This is a genomic window from Nonomuraea sp. KM90, from assembly GCF_052246675.1.
Taxonomy (GTDB): domain Bacteria; phylum Actinomycetota; class Actinomycetes; order Streptosporangiales; family Streptosporangiaceae; genus Nonomuraea.
In genome coordinates this window covers 22,160-45,877 of the sequence record NZ_JBQQCB010000044.1, presented here as the reverse complement: position 1 = coordinate 45,877, position 23,718 = coordinate 22,160, and the positions used below count along the sequence as shown (strand labels likewise).

Annotated in this window: 21 protein-coding genes; 10 read left to right on the top strand and 11 right to left on the bottom strand. The window is 71.5% G+C overall.

What is annotated here, in order from left to right:
• Positions 1-434 precede the first annotated feature (434 nt).
• From ACTWPW_RS33425 to ACTWPW_RS33410, 4 genes are all read right to left on the bottom strand, one after another.
• Positions 435-623 carry a DUF6203 family protein gene (locus ACTWPW_RS33425; RefSeq protein ID WP_443170934.1) on the bottom strand — a complete coding sequence of 63 codons (189 nt, stop codon included), beginning with the start codon at positions 621-623 and terminating at the stop codon, positions 435-437.
• Positions 624-660: 37 nt separating this feature from the next.
• On the bottom strand, positions 661-2,877 hold the full coding sequence (locus ACTWPW_RS33420; RefSeq protein ID WP_443170933.1) for a protein kinase domain-containing protein: 2,217 nt from the start codon (positions 2,875-2,877) through the stop codon (positions 661-663).
• A 107-nt stretch (positions 2,878-2,984) separates the two neighbouring features.
• Positions 2,985-4,655, bottom strand: coding sequence for a serine/threonine-protein kinase (locus tag ACTWPW_RS33415; protein WP_443170932.1), 1,671 nt, complete (start codon positions 4,653-4,655; stop codon positions 2,985-2,987).
• 41 nt (positions 4,656-4,696) lie between these two features.
• Positions 4,697-5,506: a TIGR03619 family F420-dependent LLM class oxidoreductase gene (locus ACTWPW_RS33410; protein WP_375115692.1), complete on the bottom strand. Its 810-nt coding sequence runs from the start codon at positions 5,504-5,506 to the stop codon at positions 4,697-4,699.
• 90 nt (positions 5,507-5,596) lie between these two features.
• On the opposite strand from ACTWPW_RS33410, the gene ACTWPW_RS33405 reads away from it, so the two are divergent.
• The 6 genes from ACTWPW_RS33405 to ACTWPW_RS33380 all read left to right on the top strand — a co-directional run bounded on the left by ACTWPW_RS33405 (position 5,597) and on the right by ACTWPW_RS33380 (position 9,947).
• Positions 5,597-6,844, top strand: coding sequence for an LLM class flavin-dependent oxidoreductase (locus ACTWPW_RS33405; RefSeq protein WP_375115691.1), 1,248 nt, complete (start codon positions 5,597-5,599; stop codon positions 6,842-6,844).
• Positions 6,841-7,713 carry a TIGR03619 family F420-dependent LLM class oxidoreductase gene (locus tag ACTWPW_RS33400; RefSeq protein ID WP_443170931.1) on the top strand — a complete coding sequence of 291 codons (873 nt, stop codon included), beginning with the start codon at positions 6,841-6,843 and terminating at the stop codon, positions 7,711-7,713. The genes ACTWPW_RS33405 and ACTWPW_RS33400 overlap by 4 nt, the downstream gene beginning before the upstream one ends.
• 197 nt (positions 7,714-7,910) lie before the next feature.
• Complete coding sequence (locus tag ACTWPW_RS33395) at positions 7,911-8,381, top strand: hypothetical protein (protein WP_443170930.1); 471 nt, start codon at positions 7,911-7,913, stop codon at positions 8,379-8,381.
• On the top strand, positions 8,381-8,683 hold the full coding sequence (locus ACTWPW_RS33390) for a winged helix-turn-helix domain-containing protein (protein ID WP_375115688.1): 303 nt from the start codon (positions 8,381-8,383) through the stop codon (positions 8,681-8,683). Before ACTWPW_RS33395 ends, ACTWPW_RS33390 begins: the two co-directional genes overlap by 1 nt.
• Before the next feature lie 77 nt (positions 8,684-8,760).
• Complete coding sequence (locus ACTWPW_RS33385) at positions 8,761-9,573, top strand: HipA family kinase (protein WP_375115687.1); 813 nt, start codon at positions 8,761-8,763, stop codon at positions 9,571-9,573.
• On the top strand, positions 9,570-9,947 hold the full coding sequence (locus ACTWPW_RS33380; protein ID WP_443170929.1) for a DUF3037 domain-containing protein: 378 nt from the start codon (positions 9,570-9,572) through the stop codon (positions 9,945-9,947). Before ACTWPW_RS33385 ends, ACTWPW_RS33380 begins: the two co-directional genes overlap by 4 nt.
• Before the next feature lie 83 nt (positions 9,948-10,030).
• Here the strand turns inward: ACTWPW_RS33380 and ACTWPW_RS33375 are convergent, their stop codons facing one another.
• The 3 genes from ACTWPW_RS33375 to ACTWPW_RS33365 all read right to left on the bottom strand — a co-directional run bounded on the left by ACTWPW_RS33375 (position 10,031) and on the right by ACTWPW_RS33365 (position 13,373).
• On the bottom strand, positions 10,031-10,858 hold the full coding sequence (locus tag ACTWPW_RS33375; RefSeq protein WP_443170928.1) for an NAD(P)H-binding protein: 828 nt from the start codon (positions 10,856-10,858) through the stop codon (positions 10,031-10,033).
• 10 nt (positions 10,859-10,868) lie between these two features.
• Positions 10,869-11,711 carry a GNAT family N-acetyltransferase gene (locus ACTWPW_RS33370; protein WP_364131834.1) on the bottom strand — a complete coding sequence of 281 codons (843 nt, stop codon included), beginning with the start codon at positions 11,709-11,711 and terminating at the stop codon, positions 10,869-10,871.
• Between the two features lie 72 nt (positions 11,712-11,783).
• Entirely contained in the window at positions 11,784-13,373 is a 1,590-nt protein-coding gene (locus ACTWPW_RS33365; protein ID WP_375115685.1) for an alpha/beta hydrolase, read from the bottom strand.
• A gap of 239 nt (positions 13,374-13,612) precedes the next feature.
• Here ACTWPW_RS33365 and ACTWPW_RS33360 point away from each other — a divergent pair, with 239 nt between their 5' ends.
• The gene (locus ACTWPW_RS33360) at positions 13,613-14,779 is read left to right on the top strand and encodes a hypothetical protein (RefSeq protein ID WP_443170927.1); all 1,167 of its coding nucleotides are present in this window, start codon (positions 13,613-13,615) and stop codon (positions 14,777-14,779) included.
• Positions 14,780-14,833: 54 nt separating this feature from the next.
• On the opposite strand, the gene ispG is transcribed toward ACTWPW_RS33360, so the two are convergent.
• Positions 14,834-15,997: a flavodoxin-dependent (E)-4-hydroxy-3-methylbut-2-enyl-diphosphate synthase gene (ispG, locus tag ACTWPW_RS33355; protein WP_375115683.1), complete on the bottom strand. Its 1,164-nt coding sequence runs from the start codon at positions 15,995-15,997 to the stop codon at positions 14,834-14,836.
• Between the two features lie 39 nt (positions 15,998-16,036).
• A complete protein-coding gene (dxr, locus tag ACTWPW_RS33350) occupies positions 16,037-17,227 on the bottom strand; it encodes a 1-deoxy-D-xylulose-5-phosphate reductoisomerase (protein WP_375115682.1) in 1,191 nt (396 codons plus the stop codon).
• Between the two features lie 196 nt (positions 17,228-17,423).
• On the opposite strand from dxr, the gene ACTWPW_RS33345 reads away from it, so the two are divergent.
• The gene (locus tag ACTWPW_RS33345) at positions 17,424-18,422 is read left to right on the top strand and encodes a peptidase (protein ID WP_375115681.1); all 999 of its coding nucleotides are present in this window, start codon (positions 17,424-17,426) and stop codon (positions 18,420-18,422) included.
• A 55-nt stretch (positions 18,423-18,477) separates the two neighbouring features.
• A complete protein-coding gene (locus tag ACTWPW_RS33340; protein ID WP_375115680.1) occupies positions 18,478-19,560 on the top strand; it encodes a trypsin-like serine peptidase in 1,083 nt (360 codons plus the stop codon).
• A gap of 51 nt (positions 19,561-19,611) precedes the next feature.
• On the opposite strand, the gene ACTWPW_RS33335 is transcribed toward ACTWPW_RS33340, so the two are convergent.
• Positions 19,612-21,039 carry an aldehyde dehydrogenase family protein gene (locus ACTWPW_RS33335; protein ID WP_443170926.1) on the bottom strand — a complete coding sequence of 476 codons (1,428 nt, stop codon included), beginning with the start codon at positions 21,037-21,039 and terminating at the stop codon, positions 19,612-19,614.
• A 293-nt stretch (positions 21,040-21,332) separates the two neighbouring features.
• On the opposite strand from ACTWPW_RS33335, the gene ACTWPW_RS33330 reads away from it, so the two are divergent.
• The gene (locus ACTWPW_RS33330) at positions 21,333-21,959 is read left to right on the top strand and encodes a TetR/AcrR family transcriptional regulator (protein WP_364131778.1); all 627 of its coding nucleotides are present in this window, start codon (positions 21,333-21,335) and stop codon (positions 21,957-21,959) included.
• Here the strand turns inward: ACTWPW_RS33330 and ACTWPW_RS33325 are convergent.
• Positions 21,925-23,646 carry a PucR family transcriptional regulator gene (locus tag ACTWPW_RS33325; RefSeq protein ID WP_443170925.1) on the bottom strand — a complete coding sequence of 574 codons (1,722 nt, stop codon included), beginning with the start codon at positions 23,644-23,646 and terminating at the stop codon, positions 21,925-21,927. The genes ACTWPW_RS33330 and ACTWPW_RS33325 overlap by 35 nt on opposite strands.
• Positions 23,647-23,718: the final 72 nt, after the last annotated feature.

Below are 23,718 nucleotides of genomic sequence, written 5' to 3'. Positions count from 1 at the left end.
CGTCCTTGTTCCGACGCCTGACAGCACGCAGGATGCGGCGGACCGGCCAGCTCTGAAGCCTTCCTAGCCGAACGGCTCAGATCAGGCCGACGTCCAGCAAACAGCCGAGGCTGCTGGTCGATCACTTCGCCCTGGACGGAGGGTCAGTGGACCACGTCCGCCAGGATCAGGGACATACCGGCGACGACATTGTCGCCGGCGCGCGCCGACCCGCAGCGCCTGGAGACGCGACATCAGCTCCAGCAGCCGTGCCTCTACGTTCACGCGTTCCTACCTTCGCGAAGCCAGGCAAGGCGATCCCCGCGCCGGGTGCTCCGTGCTCACGGAGAGCACGCACAGGAAGTCGACGCTGATCACAGGTGATCGGGTCGGGCGGGAGATCCTCCCCCGCCGTTCATACGCGAGGGCGGTTCGACGCCGGTGCGCTTATGGATCTACCTAGGGCCGTGGTGTGCGTGGTGCTTGGTTCTCGCCGGGTGGCGTCGGGTGTGCTGGGTGTCGTGCGGCGGTTGCTGTCGTCTGCGCCGGCGTCGGGCCAGGTACCAGCCGATCCCGAGGGCGACCAGGCCGATCGGGGTGCGGGCCAGCCAGCGCGCCACCACCAACTTCAGGAATTTCTGCATGGACGCCAACTGCCCTTGAACAGGCGGTGCACGCCCGTCAGTCTCCGGTGACCGGGCCGGTCGGGGTCTCTGTGGGTTCGTGGGGGTCGGGGCCCGACTGGCCGGCGAGGCCTACCGCGATCACGATCTGGCTGGTGGGTCTGGCGCAGGTGCCTGGTGGGAGGCTCTGGGAGAGGACGACGCCTACCCGGGATTCGTCGTCCACCACCTGGTCTCTTACGCGGACGGTGAAGCCGGCGGCGATCAGGGCGGCTCGGGCGTCCTCTCTCGCCTGGCCGACGACTGAGGGGACGGGGGTGCCGGTGCGGGCCAGGGTGAGGGCCACCGGGGTGCTGCCCGGTACGCGGCGGCCCGCTTGCGGTTGGGTGGAGAGGACCTGGCCGTTCGGCTGCGGGGAGCAGGAGCGGGTGATGGCGCCGACCTTGAGGCCGGCGGCCGTGATCGCGGCTTCGGCGGGTTTGCGTTGCATGCCCGTGACGGCTGGTACGGGCAGGCCTGCCGACACCTGCAGCGACACCGTGCTGTTCCTGGGCACGGACGTGCCGGAGGCGGGCTTGCTGGACAGGACCTGGCCGATCTTCTGCGGTGAGTCGGCCTGGGAGACCGTGCCGAGTGTCAGACCGGCGCGCTTGAGGGCCTTGGTGGCGTCGGCTTTGCTCAGCCCCGTCAGGGCGGGGATGGCGACGGTTACGGGTGGGCGTACCACCGGTGGACTGGCCGTGGGTTCGCGGGGGCCGTGGGTCTCCGCGGGTTTGGTGGGGGGTTCGGCCTTGTCGGTCTCGGGGGCGGAGGTCTCCGGGTTCGGTGGTTCCGACTTCGGGGGGACGGAGGGGCCTGCCGCCTGGGGGCCGGTGGCCGTGTCGTTGCCGGTCAGGGAGGGGATGACGACGGTGAGGAGGACGGCGGCCGTGACCAGCAGGGCGACGCAGACCGCGATGGCGGCTCTGGGCCAGCCCTTGCCACGGCCGTTGCCGTCCCCTGCCGGGGATCCGGCGCCTTGGCTCGGGTCGCCGCCACCGTCCGAGTGATCGGCTAAGACGGAGTGGGCGGGGTTCGCGACGTACGGCTGCGCGCCGCCGCCACCACCGTCATGCCCGCTGCCCCGGCCGAGACCGCTCCCATTGCCAGGTCCGTTCCCATTGCCAGGTCCGCTCCCATTGCCAGGTCCGCTCCCATTGCCGGAGCCGCGCCCATTGCCAGAGCCGCTGTCGCCGGTGGGGGGCCAGGGCTCGCCATCCGGCGGCCGGGGTCCCGAAGGGTGCGAGTCGGGCAGCCGGTAGGCGTCAGGTGCGCCGGTCTCCTCCGGCTCGGCCATCGGCGGCCATCCTCCCGGCTCGCCGCCCGGCGGGCGCGACTCGGGTTCGGCGACGGGCGGGCGGGGTTCGGGGATCAGGGGTGGTGGGGCGCGGAGGATGTGGGGCGGTGGTGAGCGGAGGACCTCGGGCGGCACGTCCCCGGTCGACTCCCCCAGCAGCTCGAACAGCAGGTCCCTGCTCGTCGGCCGGTTGCGCGCGTCCTTGTCCAGGCACGCCTCCACCAGCGTACGCAACCGCCCGTCCAGCAGCCCCAGATCGGGTGGCGCGGTCAGGATGCGGTGCAGGACCGGCGCCACCGAGTCCTGACCGAACGGCGCGGAGGCGTTGGCCGCGAAGCACATCGTCGCGCCCCACGAGAAGACGTCGGCCGCCCCCGTGACCGCCGACGCGGTGATCTGCTCGGGCGCCATGTACGCGGGCGTGCCGACCCCCCGCCCGCTCACCGTCGCCGCCGCGTCCAGCGCCCTGGCCAGGCCGAAGTCGATCACGCGCGGCCCGTCCGATCCGAGCAGCACGTTCTGCGGCTTGAAGTCCCGATGGACGATCCCGGCCCGGTGAATGGCGGCCAGCGCAGTGGCCGTGCTGACGGCCAGGCGTTCCAGCCCTCCACCGCGCCGGGGCCCGGTGAGCGCGACCTCCCGCTGGAGCGAGGGCCCGTCGACGTACTCGCTCACGATGTACGGCCGGCCCTCGTCGAACCCCGCGTCGATCACCTGGGCGGTGCAGAACCTCGCCACATGCTTGGCCAGCTCGACCTCCCGCAGGAACGCCGCCCGCTCGTCCCCCACGGGCCCATGCAGCAGCTTGACCGCGTACGTCTCGCCGCCCCTGGAACCGAGGAAGACCGCGCCTTGACCGCCCTCACCGAGGCGCCCGGAAAGGTGGTACTCCCCGAGTCGCTGCGGATCCCCCGTTCTGAGCGGCTGCGCCGTTGGCACGGGGCGCCTCCCCTCGCCGCAACCCCTTCTGCTCTCTACTGAACGCAACAGGCCGCGAACAGTCAACGGTGCTCAGAACAATCGCTGCCTGACCGTGACACAGCCGGTCAGGATGTACGCACGACCTTGCCGGAATACGTCACTTCGTCCTTACCATCGCGTGTCACCTTGATGGCCATCTGGTCCACGTCGGCGGTGGGGAACATCCGCAACGTCCCCGGGTAGCACTCCGCGCCCTGGACCTGATCGAGGACGAAGACCATCCCGCTCCCGACCCGCCCGAGCCGGCCCGTGCAGTGCAGGTCCGCTCCCCAGCGCATCAACCCGCCGCCGTCGCCGCCCAGCCGCACCTCGATCGGGAAGACCCGCCGGGCGGAGAAGTGCTCGGCCGACCCCGACCACGTCCCCTCCAGTCCCGGCCCCTGAGCGCTGCGCAGCCAGAACACGAACCCGCCGACCCCCATCAGCAGCCCGGCGACCAGCACGGCCACCTGCCAGCCCCGCACCCGCCGCCAAACGGGCCTGGGGCCGGGGGTGGTGGCGACGCCGGGGGCGGCGTCCGGGGTGGTGGTGTCGTCAGGGGTGGTGGCGGCGTCGGGAATGGTGGTGTCGTCGGGGGTGGTTGCGGCGGCGGCTTCGGCGTCCCGCTTGGCCCTGGCGGCCAGCTGAGGCGCGGTGATCGCGGGGAAGCTCGTGGTCGGATCGGGATCGGTGATCACACCGGCCTCGGCCTCGGCCGCCCCGAGCCCCAGGACCGCGCCAGGACGAGCGGTGAGCGACCTCAGACCGCCACCACCCTTCCCGCGCCCCTTCGCCCCACCTCGACCGGCCTTCCCGGCCTCGGAACCGCCCTCTGCGGAATCGCTTTCTGTGGAATCGCCCTCCTCCGAGCCGCCCTCCTCCGGGGCGTCCGTCTCGCGGGCCGGCCCTTCGACGGCCGCCATGGCCCCGGTCGACAGCAGCGCGTCCGCCCCGCCCACGCTCTGCCCCAGCAGCAGCCGCAGCACCTCCTCCGCATCCGGCCGCTCCCCCGGATCCGTCGCCAGGCAAGCCTGCACGATCTCCCGCAGCGTCCCGCCCAGCGCTCCCAGGTCCGGCTTGCCGTAAAGGACGCGAGCCAGCACCTCCTGATGCGTATCAGCCGTGTACGCGTTCCGCCCCGTAGCGGTATAGACGACAGTCAGCCCCCAGGCCCACATGTCGGCAGGCGGCCCGGCCGGCTCGCCCTTCATCCGCTCGGGCGCCATGTAGGCAGGCGTCCCCATCGGCAGGTGGCTCGTCGTGGTGGCGGTGTCGACCAGCCGCGACACCCCGAAGTCGATCACCCGCGGCCCGTCGATGCCGAGCAGCACGTTCCCGGGTTTGAAGTCCCGATGCACCACCCCGGCCCGGTGGATCGCCCCCAGCGCGGTGGCGGTGCCGATGGCCAGGCGGTCGAGGGAGCCACCCCGGCGGGGCCCCTGCGCGATCACGTGCTCGCGCAGCGAGGGGCCTTCGACGTACTCACTCACCAGGTACGGCCGATCGCCGTCGAGGTCGGCGTCCAGGAGCTGCGCCGTGCAGAACGCGGCCACCCGCCGCACGGCCTCGACCTCGCCCAGGAACCGGCGCCGCACGTCCGCATCCCCGGAGAGGCTGGCGTGCAGGAGTTTGACCGCCACCTGCGATCCCTGCGGGGAGTGGCCGAGGTAGACGACCCCCTGGCCACCCTGGCCGAGCCTGCGTGTCAGCCGGTACGACCCCAGCTGCCGCGGATCATCGGCACGTAGCTCGGACATATCCCGCCATTATGCCCGCCACCCGGCGCTGAACTGTCCGTTCAGAGAAGCGTGGCGTACTTGTCCAGCAGCGGCAGCACGACCTCGGCCGGCCCGCTGGGCAACGTGGCCACCGCTTCCTCGACCCCGAGCCCGGCGAAATACTCCAGTTTCTCCTGCGTGGGCCGCGTACCGAAGGGGATGACCTTCGCCATCGGCCGCCCCGCCTTGTCGCACGCCTCGCGCAGCGCCGGCAGCGCGGCCTTGATCCCGTGCCCGCCGATCGGCATCCACCCCTCGGCGTACTCGGCGACGTGCGCGAACAACTTCGCCCCCGCGGCCCCGCCCACGTAGACGGGCAGCCCGGCCAGCGGCTTGGGCCAGGACCAGCAGGGTTCGCACCCGTCGATGGAGGCCACCTCGTCGCGCCACAACGCCTGCATGGCCAGCACGTTCCGCCGGGCCACCTCGCGCCGCCGCCCGTACGGGACCCCGTGGTTCTCGATCTCCTCCACGTTCCACCCGAACCCGACCCCGACCACGACCCGCCCGCCCGACAACCGGTCGAGGGTGGCGATGGCCTTGGCGGTGACGATGGGCTCGCGCTGGGCGGCGAGCAGGATGCCGGTCCCGACGCGCAGGCGGCTGGTCGCGGCGGCGGCGAAGGAGAGGGCGACCAGGGGGTCGAGCGTGCGCCGGTACTCGTCGGGCAGCTCGCCCGCCCCTCCCGGGTACGGCGTGCGCCGCGAGACCGGGATGTGCGTGTGCTCGGGCACGTACAACGAGTCGAAGCCGCGCTCCTCCGCCGCCCTGGCCAGGTCCTGCACCGGCATGGCCAGATCCGTGGTGAACATCGTGACCCCGAGCCTCATGCGACCCCCAAAGGCAGCGAACCAAGCGATTGCTCGGTTAAGATTTCCAGAGTACCTTGCAGAAGACCATCCCGCGGAAAGAGGTCCCCGGTGAAGTTTTCTATCTTCCTGAATCCGCAAATTCCAGGCTCTGGTTACGCGGCCGAGCAGAATGCCAAGGCCAAACGACCCATCGGGCGCGACACGGAGTCGTACCAGAGGCTGCTGCACGAAGTACGGGAGATAGCCGTCCACGCCGACCAGCTCGGGTTCGACGCGCTGATGATGACCGAGCACCACTTCCACTCCGAGGGCATGGAGTTCTCGGTCAACCCGCTGATGTTCCTCACCGACCTGGCCGCCAGGACCGAGCGGATCCTGCTCGCGCCGCTCGGCCTCGTGCTGCCGGCCTGGGACCCGATCCGGGCGGCGGAGGACGTGGCGCTGCTCGACCAGTTCTGCAAGGGCCGGCTGCGGCTGGGGGTGGCGCGGGGCTACCAGAACCGCTGGATGAACGTCCTGGGCCAGCGCTGGCACGCCGCCGCCGCCCGCTCCGACGGCTCGGCGAGCGACACGCGCAACTTCGACGTCTTCGGCGAGGTGCTGAAGATCATGAAGCTGGCCTGGACGGAGGAGACCCTCCGCTACAAGTCGGACGTGCTCGACTACCAGGTGCCCTACCCCTACGAGGGCATCGAGGGCTGGCCGGCGCTGGAGTGGACCAAGACGTTCGGCGCGCCGGGCGAGATCTCCGAGGACGGCAAGGTGCAGGCCGTCTCCGTCTGCCCCCGGCCGTACCAGAACCCGTACCCCGAGCTGTGGCAGCCGTTCACGATCTCCGACCGGTCGGTCATCAGGGCCGCGCAGGAGAACATCCTGCCGTGGATGTTCACCCCCAACCCGGACGACCACGCCGCCAAGGCCAAGCTCTACCAGGAGGAGTCGGCCAAGCAGGGCCGCCACTACAAGCTGGGCGAGCACACCGGCATCCTCAAGATCGTCGGCATCTCGGACACGACCGAGGACGCCATCAACACCTTCGGCCGCAGCATCCCCAAGGACTTCGCCGCGTTCTTCGGCCCGTTCGGCTACCTGGAGGTGCTGCGGAAGAAGGAGGACGAGAAGCACAAGCCCATCTCCCCCGAGAAGGGCGACGCCAAGCGCATGAACGACGTCGAGATGGCGCTGTTCGGCACGCCGGACGACGTCAAGCGCGGGATCCAGCGCATGCTCGACCGGATGCCGGACCTGGAGTGGTTCGGGCTGTACATGCAGGGCCAGCAGGGTGTGCTGCCGCTCGACACGGTCAAGCGGAACCTCGAACTGTTCGCCACCAAGGTCGCACCGGAGTTCCGATGAAATTCTGGCTGGGAGCCTCGTTCGTCGACACCGACCAGTTCATCGAGCTCGCGCGGGCGGCCGAGCGCTGCGGGTTCGACACGCTGACGCTGTCCGACCACCTCTTCTACGCCGACTTCGCCTCTCCGTACCCGTACTCGCGGTCGGGGCGGCCGCGGTGGGACGCGCGTACGCACTGGCCGGACGTCTGGGTGACGATCGGCGCGATGGCGGCGGTGACGAGCACGCTGCGCTTCTCCCCCAACGTCTACATCGCGCCCGCCCGCGACCTGTTCACCGTGGCCAAGCAGGTCTCCACGGCGGCGGTGCTGTCGAACGGGCGGGTGACGTTCGGGGTGGGGGTCGGGTGGTGCAAGGAGGAGTTCACCGGCACCGGCCAGGACTTCCACACGCGCGGGCGACGCCTGGACGCGATGCTCCCCGTGCTGCGCTCGCTGTGGGCGGGCGAGACGGTCACGATCGAGGACCTCCCGCCGCTGTCGATCTCACCCACCCCGTCCGGCCCCATCCCCGTGTACGTGGGCGGCGACAGCGAGGCGGCCCTGCGGCGCGCGGCGCGGCTCGGCGACGGCTGGATCGGCAACCGCATCTACACCGAGGAGCAGTTCGACGGCGTGCTCGACGCCCTGCGCGGCCACCTCGACGCGAACGGCAGGACCGGCGAGGGCTTCGAGATCATCGCCCCGCTCGCGGTGATGCCGGACGCGGACACCTACCGCCGGTTCGCCGCCAAGGGCGTGACGGGGACGATGGCCGCCCCGTGGTGGCTGGCCACCCCCGAGGAGAAGGCCCGGTACGGCGAGGGCACGCTGGACCTCAAGATCGCCACCATGGAGCGCTTCGCCGAGGAGGTCATCGCGAAGATGTGAGCCCGAGTCCGGCCACGGCAGGCCGCGGGGTCGCCGGCCTCGCCGATCAGCCGGAAGGAGACGGCGGCGGCGTGCCGGTCGCCGAAGGCCCGCTCCAGCAGCGCCGACCGGCCTTTCGCCCCGGGCCACTTTCCTATGAGGAAAGTAGATGCTACTTTCCTCATAGGAAAGTAGCCGACTTCCGGGGGGAACGTCCCATGAACCCGCACGACGCACAGAATTCGCTCGACGACATCCACCGCCTCCAGGACAGGACCCGGGAGGAGATCGTCCGCCAGAGCTTCACCCTGCCCCGCGTGATCATCTCCGCGCTCAGCCTGTTCGTCGCGTTCTCGACCATCGACCTCCCGCGCCCCTGGAACCTCAGCTTCATGGTGCTCGGGTTGGCCGTGTACGCGGGCGTGGGAATCGTCTGCGAGCACCGGGCCTCGGTCCGCCGGAAGACCACCACGCAGGAGGCCCTGTTCCACGGCGGGCTGATCGCCTGCATCATGGTGGCCTTCGCCGTCGGCCGGATCGCCGCCTTCGCGCTGTTCGACCTGCCGCCCCACGGGCTGCTGTCACAGGCCGCCGGGGGCGCGATCGTGGCGGCGGTGGCGTACGTCGCGGCCACGCCGGTGAACCGCTCGGTGCTGAAGTCGATCGTCCAGCAGGGCGGGCGCGCCTGATGGACCCGCTCTTCGACGAGTTCCTGCACGTCCCGGCGCGGCTGTCGATCGTGGCCCTGCTGGTGCCGGCCGAATGGGTGGACTTCGGCTTCCTCAGGGACTCCGTCGGCACCAGCGACTCGGCGCTGTCCAAGCAGGTGTCCGCGCTGGCCGCGGCCGGATACGTCACCGTGCGCAAGGACCAGGACAAGCGGGCGCGGCGCACGTACGTACAGCTCACCCCTCATGGACGGCTCGCCTTCCAGCGGCACGCCGCGGCCCTGGAGCGGATCGTCGCCCTCGCCCGCGAGTCCGCCGAGTAGCCCGCGCCCGGCCCGCGCCCAGTGCCCGTTCCAGTGCCCGGTCCTCGGCGCCGGGCCGGGAACGATAGCCTCATCTCGTGCTCGAAAAGATCGCGGCCACCCGCTATGTGACCCCGTTGCGGGAGGGCGGGTCGCTGCCCGGCGTCGTCGAGGCCGACGACCTCGGCACCTACGTCGTGAAGTTCCGCGAGGCCGGTCAGGGCCGGCGGGTGCTGGTCGCCGAGATCATCGCCGCCGAGCTGGGCCGCCGCCTCGGCCTGAAGACCCCCGAGCTCAAGCTCATCGACCTCGACCCGCAGCTCGGCATCAGGGAGCCGGACGAGGAGGTGCAGGACCTGCTCAAGGCCAGCACCGGCCTCAACCTGGCGGTCGACTTCCTGCCCGGCGCCCTCGGGTTCGAGCCGCTGGCCTGGGTGCCCGACCCGCTGTTCGCGGCCAGGGTGGTGTGGTTCGACGGCCTCATCCACAACATCGACCGGAGCTGGCGCAACCCCAACCTGCTGATCTGGCACCGCGACACGTGGCTGATCGACCACGGGGCCGCGCTCTGGTTCCACCACAACTGGCGCACCGCCGACCCGCAGCGGCCGTTCGACGCGGGCGATCACGTGCTCGCGCCCTACGCCGGCGACGTGGCGGCGGCGGGCGAGGAGCTGGCGGAGAAGATCACGACAGAGCTGCTGGAGACGGTGACGGCGCTGGTGCCGGACGAGTGGCTGGCCGGGGAACCGGGCTTCGACTCCCCCGACGACGTGCGCGCGGCGTACGTCGAACATCTGCTCCAGCGGGCGCACGGTCCCCGTGAGTGGCTCACCAGTCAGCAGCCCAAGGGGCACAAGACGGGTCCGGGGTCGGTCGGCGAGTTCTGGCGGGGAGGCGGCGACCGATGACGAGGGACGTCTACGAATACGCGACGATCCGCGTGGTGCCCAAGGTCGAGCGGGGCGAGCTGATCAACGCGGGCGTGCTGCTCTACTGCCAGCCGCGCGACTACCTGTGCGCCCGGGTCGAGCTCGACCCGGGCCGGCTGCGGGCCCTCGACCCGGGCGCCGACGTCGACGGGGTGCGGCGGGCGCTCAGCGCGTACGAGCTGGCCTGCGGCGACGAGTGCGGCCCGCTCGCGGGCGAGCCGCTGGGCGGCAGGTTCCGCTGGCTGACGGCACCGCGCAGCACGATCGTGCAGACCGGGCCGGTGCACGTGGGCCTGACCACCGACCCCGGCACCGAGCTGGCCCGGCTGTTCGACAAGCTCGTACGCGTCTAGCGCTGACGGAGGCCGGCTCTGGCGGAGCCGACTCTGGCGGAGCCGACTCTGGCGGAGGCGGCCGCGACGCGGAACTCGGCGGGCTAGCTCTGGCGGAACGCCTCGGTGCTGGCCGCCGCCCACTCCTCGAACGTGCGCGGCGGCCGTCCCGTGACCTGCTCGACGGTGGGCAGCACCACCGACTCGTCCAGCTCACCGCGCGCGAAGAACCCGAGGAACGCCTCGGCGTACGCCTCCGGCATCCCCGCGAGCAGTTGCTCCCTGGCCTCGGCGTCGGTCAGCCCCTCGAACCGCAGCTCCCTGCCCAGCGCCGCTCCCAGGATCCGCACCCGGTCGGCCGGGCGCAGCGCCTCGGGCCCGGTCAGCCCGTAGACCTGGCCGTCGTGCCGCCCCTTCTCCAGCAGGGAAGCGGCGGCCACGGCGGCGATGTCGAGCGGGTCGACGGTCGCGACGGCGACGCCGGGGAAGGTGTCTCGCACGACATTTCCGGCTCTGATCTGGTCGGCCCAGCGGAGCGTGTTCGACATGAACGTACGCGGCCGCAGGATCGTCCACGGCACCCCCGACTCCCGTACCAGAGCCTCGGACTCCACGTGGTACTTCGAGATCGGGTTGCCCAGGTCGGCGGCCTCCGCCGCGCTCGCCGACAGCAGCACCACGTGCTCGACCCCGGCCCGCGACACGGCGGCCAGCGTCTCGTCCATCCGGTCGTAGCCGCTCAGCAGGAACACCCCGCGCACCCCGCCCAGCGCGCCCGCCACCGACTCGGGGTCGTTCAGATCACCGAGGTGCAGGTCGGCCGGCAGGTCGACCTCGCGCCGCACCAGAGCCCGGACCGGCTCGCCCGCCCCGGCCAGGGTGCGCACCAGCGCCCCGCCCGCGTTCCCCGTGGCACCCGTAACAAGGATCATGCCCCGGATGCTAGAACAAAACGGACATGAAGGTGTCGACCTCGTGGAAGCCCACCTTCCGGTAGACCGCCCGCGCCGAATGGTTGAAGTCGTTGACGTAGAGCGAGACCACGGGGGCGAAGCAGCTCATCGCGGCCTCCACCACGGCGGCCATCCCCGCCACCGCGTGGCCCTTCCCCCGCAGCTCGGGGGCCACCCAGACGCCCTGGATCTGGCAGGCGTGCGGCGTGACGGCACCCACCTCCGCCTTGAACACCACCCGCCCGTCGTCGATCCGCGCGTACGACCGCCCGATGCGGATCAGCTCGGCCACCCGGGTCCGGTAGAGCGCGCCGCCGTCACCGAGGTTCGGCGAGACCCCGACCTCCTCGGTGAACATCGCCACGCACGCCGGCAGCAGGATGTCGAACTCCTCCGGCCGCACCCGGCGGACGAGCGGATCGGCCGGCACGGGTGACTTGCGCGAGGTCGCCATGACCGGTTGCGCCCAGCGGATCGCGCGGGCGCGCCCCCAGTGCGGCTCCAGCCGCTCCCACAGCAGGGAGACCGCGTCGACCGGGCCCACGATGGACGAGCACCGCCGCCCCTGTTTGCGGGCGCGGTCGGCGAACGCGTGCACGGCCTCGGGACCGGCGTTGACCGGCACCATGTTGGCACCGGCGTAACAGAGTGACACGAGGCCGCCGCGCGTCCCGAATCCCCACATCTGCCCGCCGAGCCTCGCCGGGTTGAGTCCGACGGCCCGCACCCGGGAGGAGACGAAGACGTTGGCGACCGGGTCGGAGTCCAGCAGTGCGAGAACTTCGTCCCGGTCGTTGTCGTCGAGCACGCGCGACGCCGATGTACGCAGCATCACACGGTCAGACTACGCGAAGGGTTACCGATTAACTCATCCGGCAATGCCCACGGTAACCCTTTCTTGACATCAGCCGGCGCTGAGCCTTTCCAGCACGCCGAGAATGCCGAGGAGTTCGTGGGTCTGAGGGCTCCCCGACGTCATGTGCGCGGCCGGACGGGGCTCGGGCGGCGCGGCGCACTTCGCGCCGCGGCCCGGCAGCTTGCCGTCCCGCAGGTACGCGGCCAGGTGGCCGTCCATGCACTGGCTGCCGGTCAGCGAGACTCCGTGGTTGCCGCCGCCGTCGAGCACCATGCGGGCGCGCGGGAAGCGCTCGGCCATGTTGAGCGCCCCCTCGTACGGGGTCGCGGCGTCGTACCGGGACTGGAGGATGAGGAACGGCGGCAGCTTCGGCGACGCCTTCACCGGCACCGGCGTGCCGCCCTTGACCGGCCAGAACGCGCACGGGGCGTTGAACCAGGCGTTCGGCCAGGTCAGGAACGGCGCCTTGCGGTGCATCGCGGTCATGTCCGTCCGCCACCGGTCCCACTGGCGCGGCCACCGGGCGTCGCGGCACTGGACGCCGAGGTAGATGGCGTAGCCGTTCTCGTCCGCGGCGTCGTTCTTGCCGTGCCTGTTGTAGATCTCGGTGAGGCCCGTGACGTCGCCCTGGCGTACGTAGGAGGACCAGGCCTGGGCGAACTGGGGCCAGATCTTGTCGCTGTACCCCGCCACGGTGAAGGTGTCGTCGAGCTCGCTCGGGCCCACGACGCCGCCGGCCGGTCGGGCGCGCAGCCGGTCGCGCATCGCGTAGTAGGCGAACGACGTCTGCTTCGGCGTGGCGCCCAGCTTGTAGACGTCGTGGTGCTTCGCGGTCCAGGCGAGGAACTGGCGGTGGCGGCGTTCGAAGGCGCGGTCCTGCTTGAGGTTCGACTCGTACCAGACGCCGGTCGGGTCCACCGCGCTGTCCATCACCAGGCGCTTGACGCGGTGCGGGAAGAGGGTGGCGTAGACGGCGCCGAGGTAGGTGCCGTACGAGTAGCCGAGGTAGCTGATCTTCTCCTCACCGAGGGCGGCGCGGATCACGTCCATGTCCCTGGCGGAGTTCTCGGTGGTGAGGTGCGGCAGCAGCCAGGACCAGAAGTGGCCGCAGCGCTGGGCGTACTCGGCGGCCCGGCCCAGCAGCACCCGCTCCTCCGCCTGCCCGTGCGGCACCTGGTCCGGCCTCGGGGCCTTGTAGTACGTGGCCGGATCCACGCAGTGCACCGACGGCTCGCTCCCGCCGACGCCCCGCGGGTCGAAGCCCACGATGTCGTACCGCTCGGACACGTCGGCGGGCAGTGACGTGGCCACGAGCTCCGTCAGATCCCGCCCCGACGACCCCGGCCCCCCGGGATTGAGCAGCAGCGTGCCCAGATGGTTGGCGTCCCTGGACACCTTGGCCTTGATCCGGTTGAGCGCGATCTCGATCGACTGCCCCATGGGCTCGCGGTAGTCGAGCGGCACGCGTACGGAGGCGCATTCGAGCGCCGCCGACGCGGTCTTCCCCGCCACCTTCGGGCAGGCCCCCCACACCACGGCCGCCGGCGCCCCTCGATTGGCCACCGCCGCCCCATCCGCGCCGCCCACCCCGGCGACGAGCACCACCAGTCCGGCGACAACCCCAACTACCCGCTTCACCCGGCCCCCTTCACTTTCATAGGCGTTGCGATATTCCCCTAAGTGACAGGGCGATGACGGTGGGTATGGGGAAACGCTTGCCATTCTGTAATCGTCGGATGGCATGCGGTAACCGACCGGCGAGCCGGCATCCTGCGAGGAGGTCTTCGGACCGGCGAGCCACACCGAAATCAGCCGCGTGAGATGTGCGGGCGAAATACATTCGCTCGCCTCACCGTGCCCTCGCTAGGGTCACGCGGATGCGTGACGTTCCGCTGCCCGTGCTGTGGCTGTCGGGGCCGACCGGGGTCGGGAAGTCCTCGGTCGGCTGGGAGGTGTTCGCGCAGCTCACTCGCGATGGCGTCAAGGCGGCCTTCGTCGACACCGACCAGATCAGCCTGTGCTACCCCATGCCGGAGGCGATGACGCATCGTGTCCGGGCGCGGAGTCTGGCGGCGATGTGGCCGCATTTCCGGCTGGAGGGGATGCGGTGCCTGGTTCTTTCGGGTTTCGTCGACACGCTTGAGGAGGTGCGCGAGTACACGGCCCTGCTGCCCGAGGCCGCGTTCACGTTGTGCCGGTTGCGGGTCGACAGTGCTGAGCTCAGGGAGCGGTTCCTCGGGCGGGGGTGGCGGCCGGAGCTGGTGGCGGAGGCGGTCGCGGAGGCCGGCAGGCTGGACCGGAGCGAGTACGCCGACCTGGTCGTGGACACCGGTGGCCTGGCGGTGTCCGAGGCGGCTCGGGTGGTGCGGGAGCGGGCCGAGGGGTGGCCGGGCGACCTCTCCGCGGCCGGGCACGGGCTCGGTCCGCGGCCGGCGGCGGCTGCCGGTTCCGGTGCGGTGCCGGTGTTGTGGCTGCGCGGTGCCACGGCGGTCGGCAAGTCGACGGTCGGCTACGAGATCTTCACGCAGGTCTGCCGGAGCGGCGTGCGGGCCGCCTATGTCGACGTGAAGCAGATCGGTGCGCTGCGGCCCGTCGCGGATGACGATGTGGACGGTCATCGCCTCAAGGCGCGCAACCTGGCGGCCGTCTGGGCCGGGTATCGCGCGGCGGGGGCCCGGTGCCTGGTCGTGTCCGGGGAGGCCGACTCCGACGACACGGTACGGCGCTACGCCGCGTTGCTGCCCGGAACCGCGTTGACCGTGTGCCGGCTGGATGCCGGGCCGGCGACGCTGGCCGAGCGGGTGGCGTGGCGTGGGCGGGGCGGCGGGCCGGCCATACCGGGTGACGAGTTGAGGGGGCTCGGCCCGGAGGCCCTGCACCGTGCCGCCGAGCGAGCGGCGCGGGAGGCCGCGGCGCTGGACCGTACCGGAGCCGAAGGGCTGTGCGTCGACACCGATGGCCGGTCGGTGGAGGAGGTGGCGGCGGACGTGCGGCGGCGCGGCGGCGATTGGCCGGACCTGGGCCGGATCTGGACCGGCCGATGAGGGCGCACGGTGTGAGCCCGGGCGCCGAGCTCACACCTTCCGCTGGACGGGACGTCAGCCGACCGTGACCGTGGGGCCGGAGTCCTCCTCCAGGTCCACCTCGACGCCCATCTCGTCGGCCAGGCGCAGGGCCTCCTCGATCAGGGTCTCGACGATCTGCGACTCCGGCACGGTCTTGATGACCTCGCCCTTGACGAAGATCTGGCCCTTGCCGTTGCCCGAGGCCACGCCGAGGTCCGCCTCGCGGGCCTCGCCGGGGCCGTTGACGACGCAGCCCATGACGGCCACCCGGAGCGGGACCTTCATGCCCTCCAGGCCGGCCTGGACCTGCTCGGCCAGGGTGTAGACGTCGACCTGGGCGCGACCGCACGACGGGCAGGAGACGATCTCCAGGCCGCGCTCCCGCAGGCCGAGCGACTCCAGGATCTGGGCGCCGACCTTGACCTCCTCCACCGGAGGGGCCGAGAGCGAGACGCGGATGGTGTCGCCGATGCCCTCCGCGAGCAGGGCGCCGAAGGCCACGGCGGACTTGATCGTGCCCTGGAAGGCCGGGCCGGCCTCCGTGACGCCCAGGTGCAGCGGGTAGTCGCACCTGGCGGCCAGCAGGCGGTAGGCGTTGATCATCACGACCGGGTCGTTGTGCTTGACCGAGATCTTGATGTCGCGGAAGCCGTGCTCCTCGAAGAGCGAGCACTCCCAGAGCGCGGACTCCACCAGCGCCTCGGGGGTGGCCTTGCCGTATTTCTGCAGCAGGCGCGGGTCGAGGGAGCCGGCGTTGACGCCGATGCGGATCGGCACGCCGGCGTCGGACGCCGCCCGCGCGATCTCGCCGACCTTGTCGTCAAATTTCTTGATATTTCCGGGGTTGACCCGGACAGCCGCGCAGCCCGCCTCGATGGCGGCGAACACGTACTTCGGCTGGAAGTGGATGTCGGCGATCACGGGGATCTGCGACTTCCTGGCGATGATGGGCAGCGCGTCGGCGTCGTCCTGGGACGGCACCGCCACGCGTACGATCTGGCAGCCGGACGCCGTGAGCTCGGCGATCTGCTGCAACGTGGCGTTGACGTCGGCGGTGACCGTCGTCGTCATCGACTGCACCGAAACCGGGGCGTCGCCGCCCACGGGCACGCTGCCGACCATGATCTGGCGGGAGTGGCGGCGTTCGGCCAGCGGCTTGGGGCGGACTGTCGGGATGCCGAGAGCTACAGAAGACATTTCAACCCTTAATGTGACGACGCTTTCCAGTTTAGGTAGCTAGCGGGACTGCCCGGATGTGAGTTCGGCCGCACGGGCCCGAGCCCAGGCGTCGGCCGCCAGCACCTCTTCGACGGAGTCGGCGGGAGTCACCTGGTGCTCCTCGACGACCTTGGCCACCGTGTCGACGATGGCCAGGAACGGCAGCTCGCCCCGCATGAACGCGTCGAGGCACGCCTCGTTGGCGGCGTTGTAGACGGCGGGCGCGGTGCCGCCCTCGGTGCCGACGTGCCTGGCCAGCGCGACCGACGGGAACGCCACGTCATCGAGGGGCTCGAACGTCCACGTGTGCGCCCTGGTCCAGTCGATGGGCCGGGCGGCGCCGGGGAGGCGGCGGGGATGGCCGAGCGCGAGCGCGATCGGCAGGCGCATGTCGGGCGGGCTGGCCTGGGCGATGGTCGAGCCGTCGACGTATTCGACCATGGAGTGAATGATCGACTGCGGGTGCACCACGACCTCGATCCGGTCGAAGCCAAGGTCGAACAGCAGGTGCGCCTCGATCACCTCCAGCCCCTTGTTGACCAGGGTGGCGGAGTTGATCGTGATGACCGGGCCCATGGACCAGGTGGGGTGGGCCAGCGCCATCTCCGGCGTGACGTCGGCCATCTCCTCGCGCTTCATGCCCCGGAACGGCCCGCCGCTGGCGGTGATCACGAGTTGCCTGACGCAGGAGGGGTCGTAGCCGTCGGGGCCGGCGGCCCACAGGCACTGCTGCACCGCCGAGTGCTCGGAGTCGACCGGGAGGATCTGCCCCGGCCGGGCCAGCCGCTTCACCAGCGGCCCGCCGATGATCAGCGACTCCTTGTTGGCCAGCGCGAGTGTCCTGCCCGCCTCGAGCGCGACCAGGGTGGAGGTCAGCCCGAGCGCGCCGGTGATGCCGTTGAGCACCATGTCGCACTGCCACCCGGCCACCTCCGCGACCCCTTCGGGACCGCCGAGAACCGTGGCGCCGGCGCCGTGCGCCGCCAGCGCCTCCTTCAGCTCGGGCACGACCGAGGCGTCGGCCACCGCCACCACCTCGACACCGAACTCGGCCGCCTGCCTGGCCAGCAGCTCGACCTTGCCGCCCCCGGCAGCCAGCCCGGCGACCTTGAACCCGCCGGGGTTGGCGGCGACGACGTCGAGGGCCTGGGTGCCGACCGAACCGGTGGAGCCCAGCACGACGACGGAGCGGAGGGTCTCTTCATGCACCCGTCCATTGTCCCCGCTGTGCGGCGCGCTCGGGCACGCGGCACCGGACGTCCTAAAATTCCCCTCCTTATGTGACACGAGGTGAGCCAGTGAATTCATGCCGGAATATTGCTATATCGGTATGCGCAAATCTTGAGAAATCTGGATATTGAGGCGGCTACCTTCCAAGCCCAAGTCCGGTTTAGGGAGGTACGTAATGAACCGCAGTTTCGCCCTGCTTTCCGTAGCCACGCTCGCCATCGGTGCCGCCTTGCTTCCCGCTGGTGGAGCCCAGGCCGCTGACACGCGGGCCCGGCCGAAGCCCGCCCAGCAAGCCGCCGCCGACACGACCTCGGAGCAGCGGCAGGTCCTGACGTACTGGACCGAGCGGCGGATGGAGGCCGCCCAGCCCCTGGACGCGCCCGGTCCCAAGCAGAAGTTGACGGCGGCCGAGCCCGAGCAGGGCAGCGCCTGGACCGCTCCACCCACGCGCGGGCAGGCCGGTGGCGGCGTGGACCTGCAGGCGGCCAGGAGCTCGGGTGAGGCGTGGACCGGGGGCGGCGCGGTCACGCGGACGACGGGACGGGTCTTCTTCACCACGCAGGGCCGCAACGCCTCCTGCTCGGGCACGGCGGTGACCAGTGCCAACAAGAGCGTGGTGATGACCGCCGGCCACTGCGTGAAGATGAACGGCGCCTTCCACACCAACTGGGTCTTCGTCCCGGGCTACGCCGGCGGCAACCGCCCCTTCGGCACCTGGGCCGCCACCAGGCTGCTGACCACGCAGCAGTGGAACGCCCGCGAGGACGTCAACTTCGACGTGGCCGCCGCCGTGGTCGCGCCGCTGGAGGGCAGGACGCTGGTCGACGTGGTGGGCGGCCAGGGCGTGGCGTTCAACCAGCAAAGACGCCAGCAGATGTACGCCTTCGGCTACCCCGCCGCGGCCCCGTACGACGGCTCGAAGCTGATCTACTGCAGCGGCCGCACCTTCGACGACTTCCTCGCGACCGACGACCACGGCCTCACCTGCAACATGACCGGCGGTTCGAGCGGCGGCCCCTGGATGCTGAATTTCAACGAGTCCACCGGCCTCGGCACCCAGAATTCGGTCAACAGCTTCAAATACAACTTCGCCCCCAACTGGATGTTCGGCCCATATTTCGGGAACGAGGCTCAGTCCGTCTACCAAGCAGCACAAAGCGCCAACGCACTCTAAGCAATTTACCGAAAGTAGTCACAAGAACACATCTCGTAGTGCACACTCGGTGGGCATGACCCTGAGCACCCCCCTGCTTGCGGCCGCTCCGCTCCTCGCGGGGCTCGTCGGCCCCGCGCTGCTCGGCGCGGCTCCCGGCCGCCAGCAGGCCGCACCACCGGCCGTCGCACCCGTGCGCACGGTCCAGCGGAGCGACATAGTCGAGCACGTGGCCGCCCGCACCGCCGCCGATCAGCAGCGCGTGCTCGACTACTGGACGCCCGAGCGCATGGCCAAAGCCCTGCCGATCGGCCTGCTCGACATCGTGACGAACGGCGACGACCTGCTGAGCGGCCTGACCGGCCGGGCGGACCTGAGCACCACCCCCGACCTGTCGGGCAGGAAGGCCGACCTGTCGGTCCCGCGCAGGCTCATGGGCTCGCGCCACCTGTCGGCGGCCCGACCGGACGCCAGCACGATCGGCTCCCGGTGGATCACCGGCGGCCTGGTGGCCAGGACCACGGGCCGGGTGTTCCTCACCGTGGCCGGGGCGGACTTCGTCTGCTCGGCCAGCACGGTCAAGAGCGCCAACAGGGACGTCGTGGTCACCGCGGGCCACTGCGTCAAGGACGGAGCGGGCGAGTGGGCGGCGAACTGGACGTTCGTCCCCGGCTACGGCACGGCCGGCGAGCACCCCTACGGCCAGTACACCGCCCGCCGCATGTTCGTGGCCGGCCCCTGGTCGCGCAGCGGCGACGACAACTACGACGTGGGCATGGTCGCCCTGGCCACCTCGCGCGGCAAGCACGTGGCGGACGCGGTGGGCACGCAGGAGATCGCGTTCAACCCGGGACGCGGCGGCCAGGCGTTCGGCTTCGGCTATCCCGCCGACCCGCCGTACGACGGGGGCGACCTGGTCTACTGCGCGGGCCGGCTCAAGGACGACCCGTACGGCCAGACCCGCGACCAGGGCCTGGGCTGCGACATGACGGCGGGCTCCAGCGGCGGCCCCTGGATGACCGGGTTCGACGCCGGCACCGGCAAGGGCACGATCACGTCGCTGAGCAGCTTCAAGTACAGCGACGACCAGCGCACGATGTACGGCCCGTACTTCGGCGACTCCGTCAAGGCCCTCTTCAACACCGCGCAGCACGCGTGACCGGGCCCGCCGCCGCGATCCGGGCGCCGCGGCGGGCCCCATCGCCAGAGGTCAGAGCGTCAGCCCCGTCAGGACCATGACCTTCTCGTACGTGTAGTCCTCCATGGCCGAGTGCAGCCCCTCGCGCCCGACCCCCGAGTCCTTCACCCCGCCGTAGGGCATCTGGTCCGCCCGGTACGAAGGCACGTCGCCGATGATCACGCCGCCCACCTCCAGCTCCCGGTTCGCCCGGAAGGCGGCGTCCAGCGAGCGCGTGAACACCCCGGCCTGCAGCCCGTACTTCGAGTCGTTGACCATCGCGTACGCCTCGTCGACCGAGGCGGCCGGCTGGAGGATCATGACGGGCCCGAAGACCTCCTCGCAGGCGACCTTGGCGTCGTGCGGGACGTCGGCCAGCACCGTCGGGGCGAGCGTGGCGCCCTCCCTGGTGCCGCCCGCCAGCACCTGGGCCCCGGCGGCGACCGCCTCCTGGACCCACTGCTCGACCCGCTCGGCCGCGGCCTCCGAGACCAGCGGGCCCACCTGGGTCTTCTCGTCGGCGGGGTCGCCGGTGACGAGGCCGTCCACCGCCGGGAGGAGCCGCTCGACGAACGCGTCGTAGACCGGCCGCTCGACGATGACCCGCTGCACGGCGATGCAGCTCTGGCCGGCCTGGTAGTTGGAGTAGAGGGCGATGCGCTGGGCCGCCCAGTCGAGGTCGGCGTCGGCCAGCACGACCGCGGCCGCGTTGCCGCCCAGCTCCAGGGTCACGTGCTTGCGCGGCACCTGGTCGGCGATGGCGTAGCCGACGGGCGCCGAGCCGGTGAATGACACGACCGGGAGCCGCGGATCAAGCACCAGGCCGGACGCGCGGTCGTTCTCGATCGGCAGGACCGAGAACATGCCGGCCGGCAGGTCCGTCTCGGCCAGGATCTCGCCCAGGAGCAGCGAGGACAGCGGGGTGGCGGGGGCGGGCTTGACGATGACCGGGGCGCCGACGGCGATGGCCGGGGCGACCTTGTGTGCGACGAGGTTCAGCGGGAAGTTGAACGGGGTGATCGCCAGCACGGGACCGTGGGGGACGCGCGAAACGTACGCCAGGCGCCCGGCCGCCGCCGGCTCGGTGTCGAGCCGCTGCACGCCGCCCGACCAGCGGCGGGCCTCCTCGGCGGCGAAGCGGAACGTGGCCACGGCCCGCCCGACCTCCCCGCGCGCCCAGACGATCGGCTTGCCGTTCTCGGCCGTGATCAGGTGGGCGATCTCGTCGGCCCGTTCGGCGAGGCGGCGCGAGACGTGCGCCAGGGCCTCGGCCCGTACGTGCACGGGCAGCGCGGCGGCCTCCCTGGCCACCGCGTGCGCGGCCGCCACGGCCTCCTCGACCTGGGCGTCGGTAGGCACGGAATGCCGGCCGACCTCGCGGCCGTCATGCGGGTTGGTGACAGTGAGCTCGGTGTCCCCGGTCGCGGCGCGGCCGGCCAGCCAGAAGGTACGCACGTCCATACCCACGACGTTATGCCAAGGCGTACATCGGGGATTTACACCACGATGCACAAGACTCCCACGAGGGCTCACCGTTAAGTACAAGCCCCGTTGTATACCCATGATGTAACAGAAGTAGACCCAATTCGGGATGTTTACCATGCGGAGTGGTTTGAGCGATCTCCGCTATGGCTAAGTCATCGGTGCGGGTCTCCAGCGCGGCGGGCCCCCGATCAGAAAGGCGTGGGCCCCGTGACCGAACAACGTGAGGTCACAAGGACGCATAGCTGGTCCTTGGCCACCAGGGAGGTCTCATGACCTCGGCGCCGCTGGGACTGCAGGGCGCCTACCTCCTCGGTGAGCGCGCCAGCCACGACGAACTCCGCTCCCGCCTCCTGGACGTGGCGGTCAACCTGCTCCGGACGGACGGGCCCGACAGCCTCACCATGCGCAGGATCGCCGCCGAGGCGGGCTGCACGACGACCGTCATCTACACGATGTTCGGCAACCGGGAGGGCCTGGCGGAGGCGCTCTACCTGGAGGGGTTCGAGCGCTTCCGCCGCTTTCTGGAGGCCGTGCCCCAGCGGCGCAACCCGTTCGAGCACCTGACCGCGCTCGGCCCCGCCTACCGGCAGGCGTGCCTGGCCGAGCCGGGCTACTACAGCCTGATGTTCGAGCGGGCGATCCCCGGCTTCGAGCCGAGCGAGCGCGCCAGGACGCTGGCCCGCGCCGCGCTCAACATCCTCGACCGGGTCATCGCCGACTGCATCTCGGCCGGTTACCTGATCCCCACGCAGCCCCGCAAGATCGCGGACGCTCTGTGGTCGGCGGCGCAGGGCGCGATCAGCTTGGAACGCGCCGGGCACCTGCGCGACGGCCGCACCTACGAGGCGGTCACGACCGCGATCATCTGCTGCTATCTGGTGGACAAGCAGAAGTAACGGGCCGGCGGGCCACTTCCAGGGCCAGCCACAGCTCCGCGCGCACACCCGGGTCGTCGAGGTCGCGGCCGAGCAGGTCCGCGACGCGTCTCATGCGATAGCGCAGGGTGTGCCGGTGCACGCCCAGCCGCTGCGCCGCCGCGTCCCAGTGGCCGTTCCCCTCCAGGTACGCGCGCAGCGACTCCACCAGGTCGGCCCGGGAGCCGTACGCGTTGAGCGGGGCCAGGATCGCGGCCGAGAACGCCTGGGCGGCGGCCGGGTCGAGCAGGCCGAGCAGGCCCTGCCCCGCCAGCTCCCCGAACCTGACGACCATCCCCGGAACGGCCGGCCCGGTGATCCCGCGCGGCCCGGCCTCGGGCTCCTCGCCGTCCCCCGGCCCCTCACTGCGACGGGCCGCACCGCTGCGGGCCGCCTCCAGGGCGCGTCTGGCCTGGTCGAGCGCGTTGTGCAGGGAGGTGGCGGCGTATCCGGCAGGCAGGCTGAGACCCACGGGCGCCTCCGCGCTCATCGCCGCCTCCTCGGCCGCGGACCCGGCCACGATCGCGACGGCCGTCCGCCCCACCCCGTCCCCGTCGCCGGCCAGGGCCGCGAACGTGTGCGGCTCCAATGCCTCCAGGGCGTCGGGGCCGGCCGCCAGGACCACCAGCGGCTCCTCCGGCAGCCGCCCGCCGAGCGGCCGCAGCACGTCGCGGGCCCGCGCCTCCTCCCCCGCCAGCAGCAGCTCCAGCACGGCGGTGCGGACGCGGCGTTCGGCGGCCAGCTGGGTCCTGCCCTGGGCCATGGCCAGCGTCAGCAGGGAGCCGGCGGCGTTGATCACGGTGTGGGTGACGGGCGAGAAGGCGTGCCCGGCGCCGACGGCGAAGAACCCGCGCGGCCGCCCCCCGCCGCCCAGCGGCTGCACCACGATGTGCTCACCGGGCCCGGACAGCGCCAGGCTGGCCGGCATCCGCTCGCCACCCGCACGGCCGGCCTGCACTCCGCCACCCGCTCCACGGGGCCCGCCGGTGCCCGCGTGCACCCCGTCGCCGGTCTCTTCGGCCTCGGGGGTGGCGGGCGGGCCCGGATCGGACGGGCGGGAGGCGGTGGGGGCCGGGAGGCGGCCGCGGCGGCGGGACAGCTCCCCGGCGACCTCGTCGGTCCTGGCCCCGCTCGTGGCGTGCCGGACCTCGCCCGACTCCGCCAGCAGCGCGGCCCAGCCGCCGACCTCCTTGGCCAGCCGGTCGATGACCGCGTGCAGGCCGTCCGGCCGCAGCGCCGCCCGCGTCAGGCGGCCCTGGGCGGCGAAGGCGCGGCTGATCTCCTCGTACTGCTCGGCCGCCAGCAGCTCGCTGACCGTCTTGCCGACCGCGATGAACGGCGTCTCACGCGGCACCTCCAGCAGCGGCAGCCCGGCCTCCTCGGCGGCCGTGACGAGGGCGGGCGGCACCTCCTCGTGCGAGACGCCGACGCCGAAGCCGAGCCCGGCCACGCCGCGGGTCACCAGGCGGGCCACGTAACCCGTCAGGTCGCCCTCCATCCGCAGGCCGGTGGTGAGCAGCAGCTCCCCGCCCTCCAGGTAAGGTGTCGGGTCCGCGAGCTCGCTGACCGCCACCCAGCGCACCGGCGCGTCGAGCACCCCCTGGCCCGACGTCCCGGCCACCGGCCGCAGGTTCATGCGGCGGACGACGATCTGCAGGGAAGGCGGCATGCGAGTTTTGTCCATTCCGGCAAAGACGAGCACTCCTAGTGTGACATATCGACGTATCGGTCCTGGTGAGAG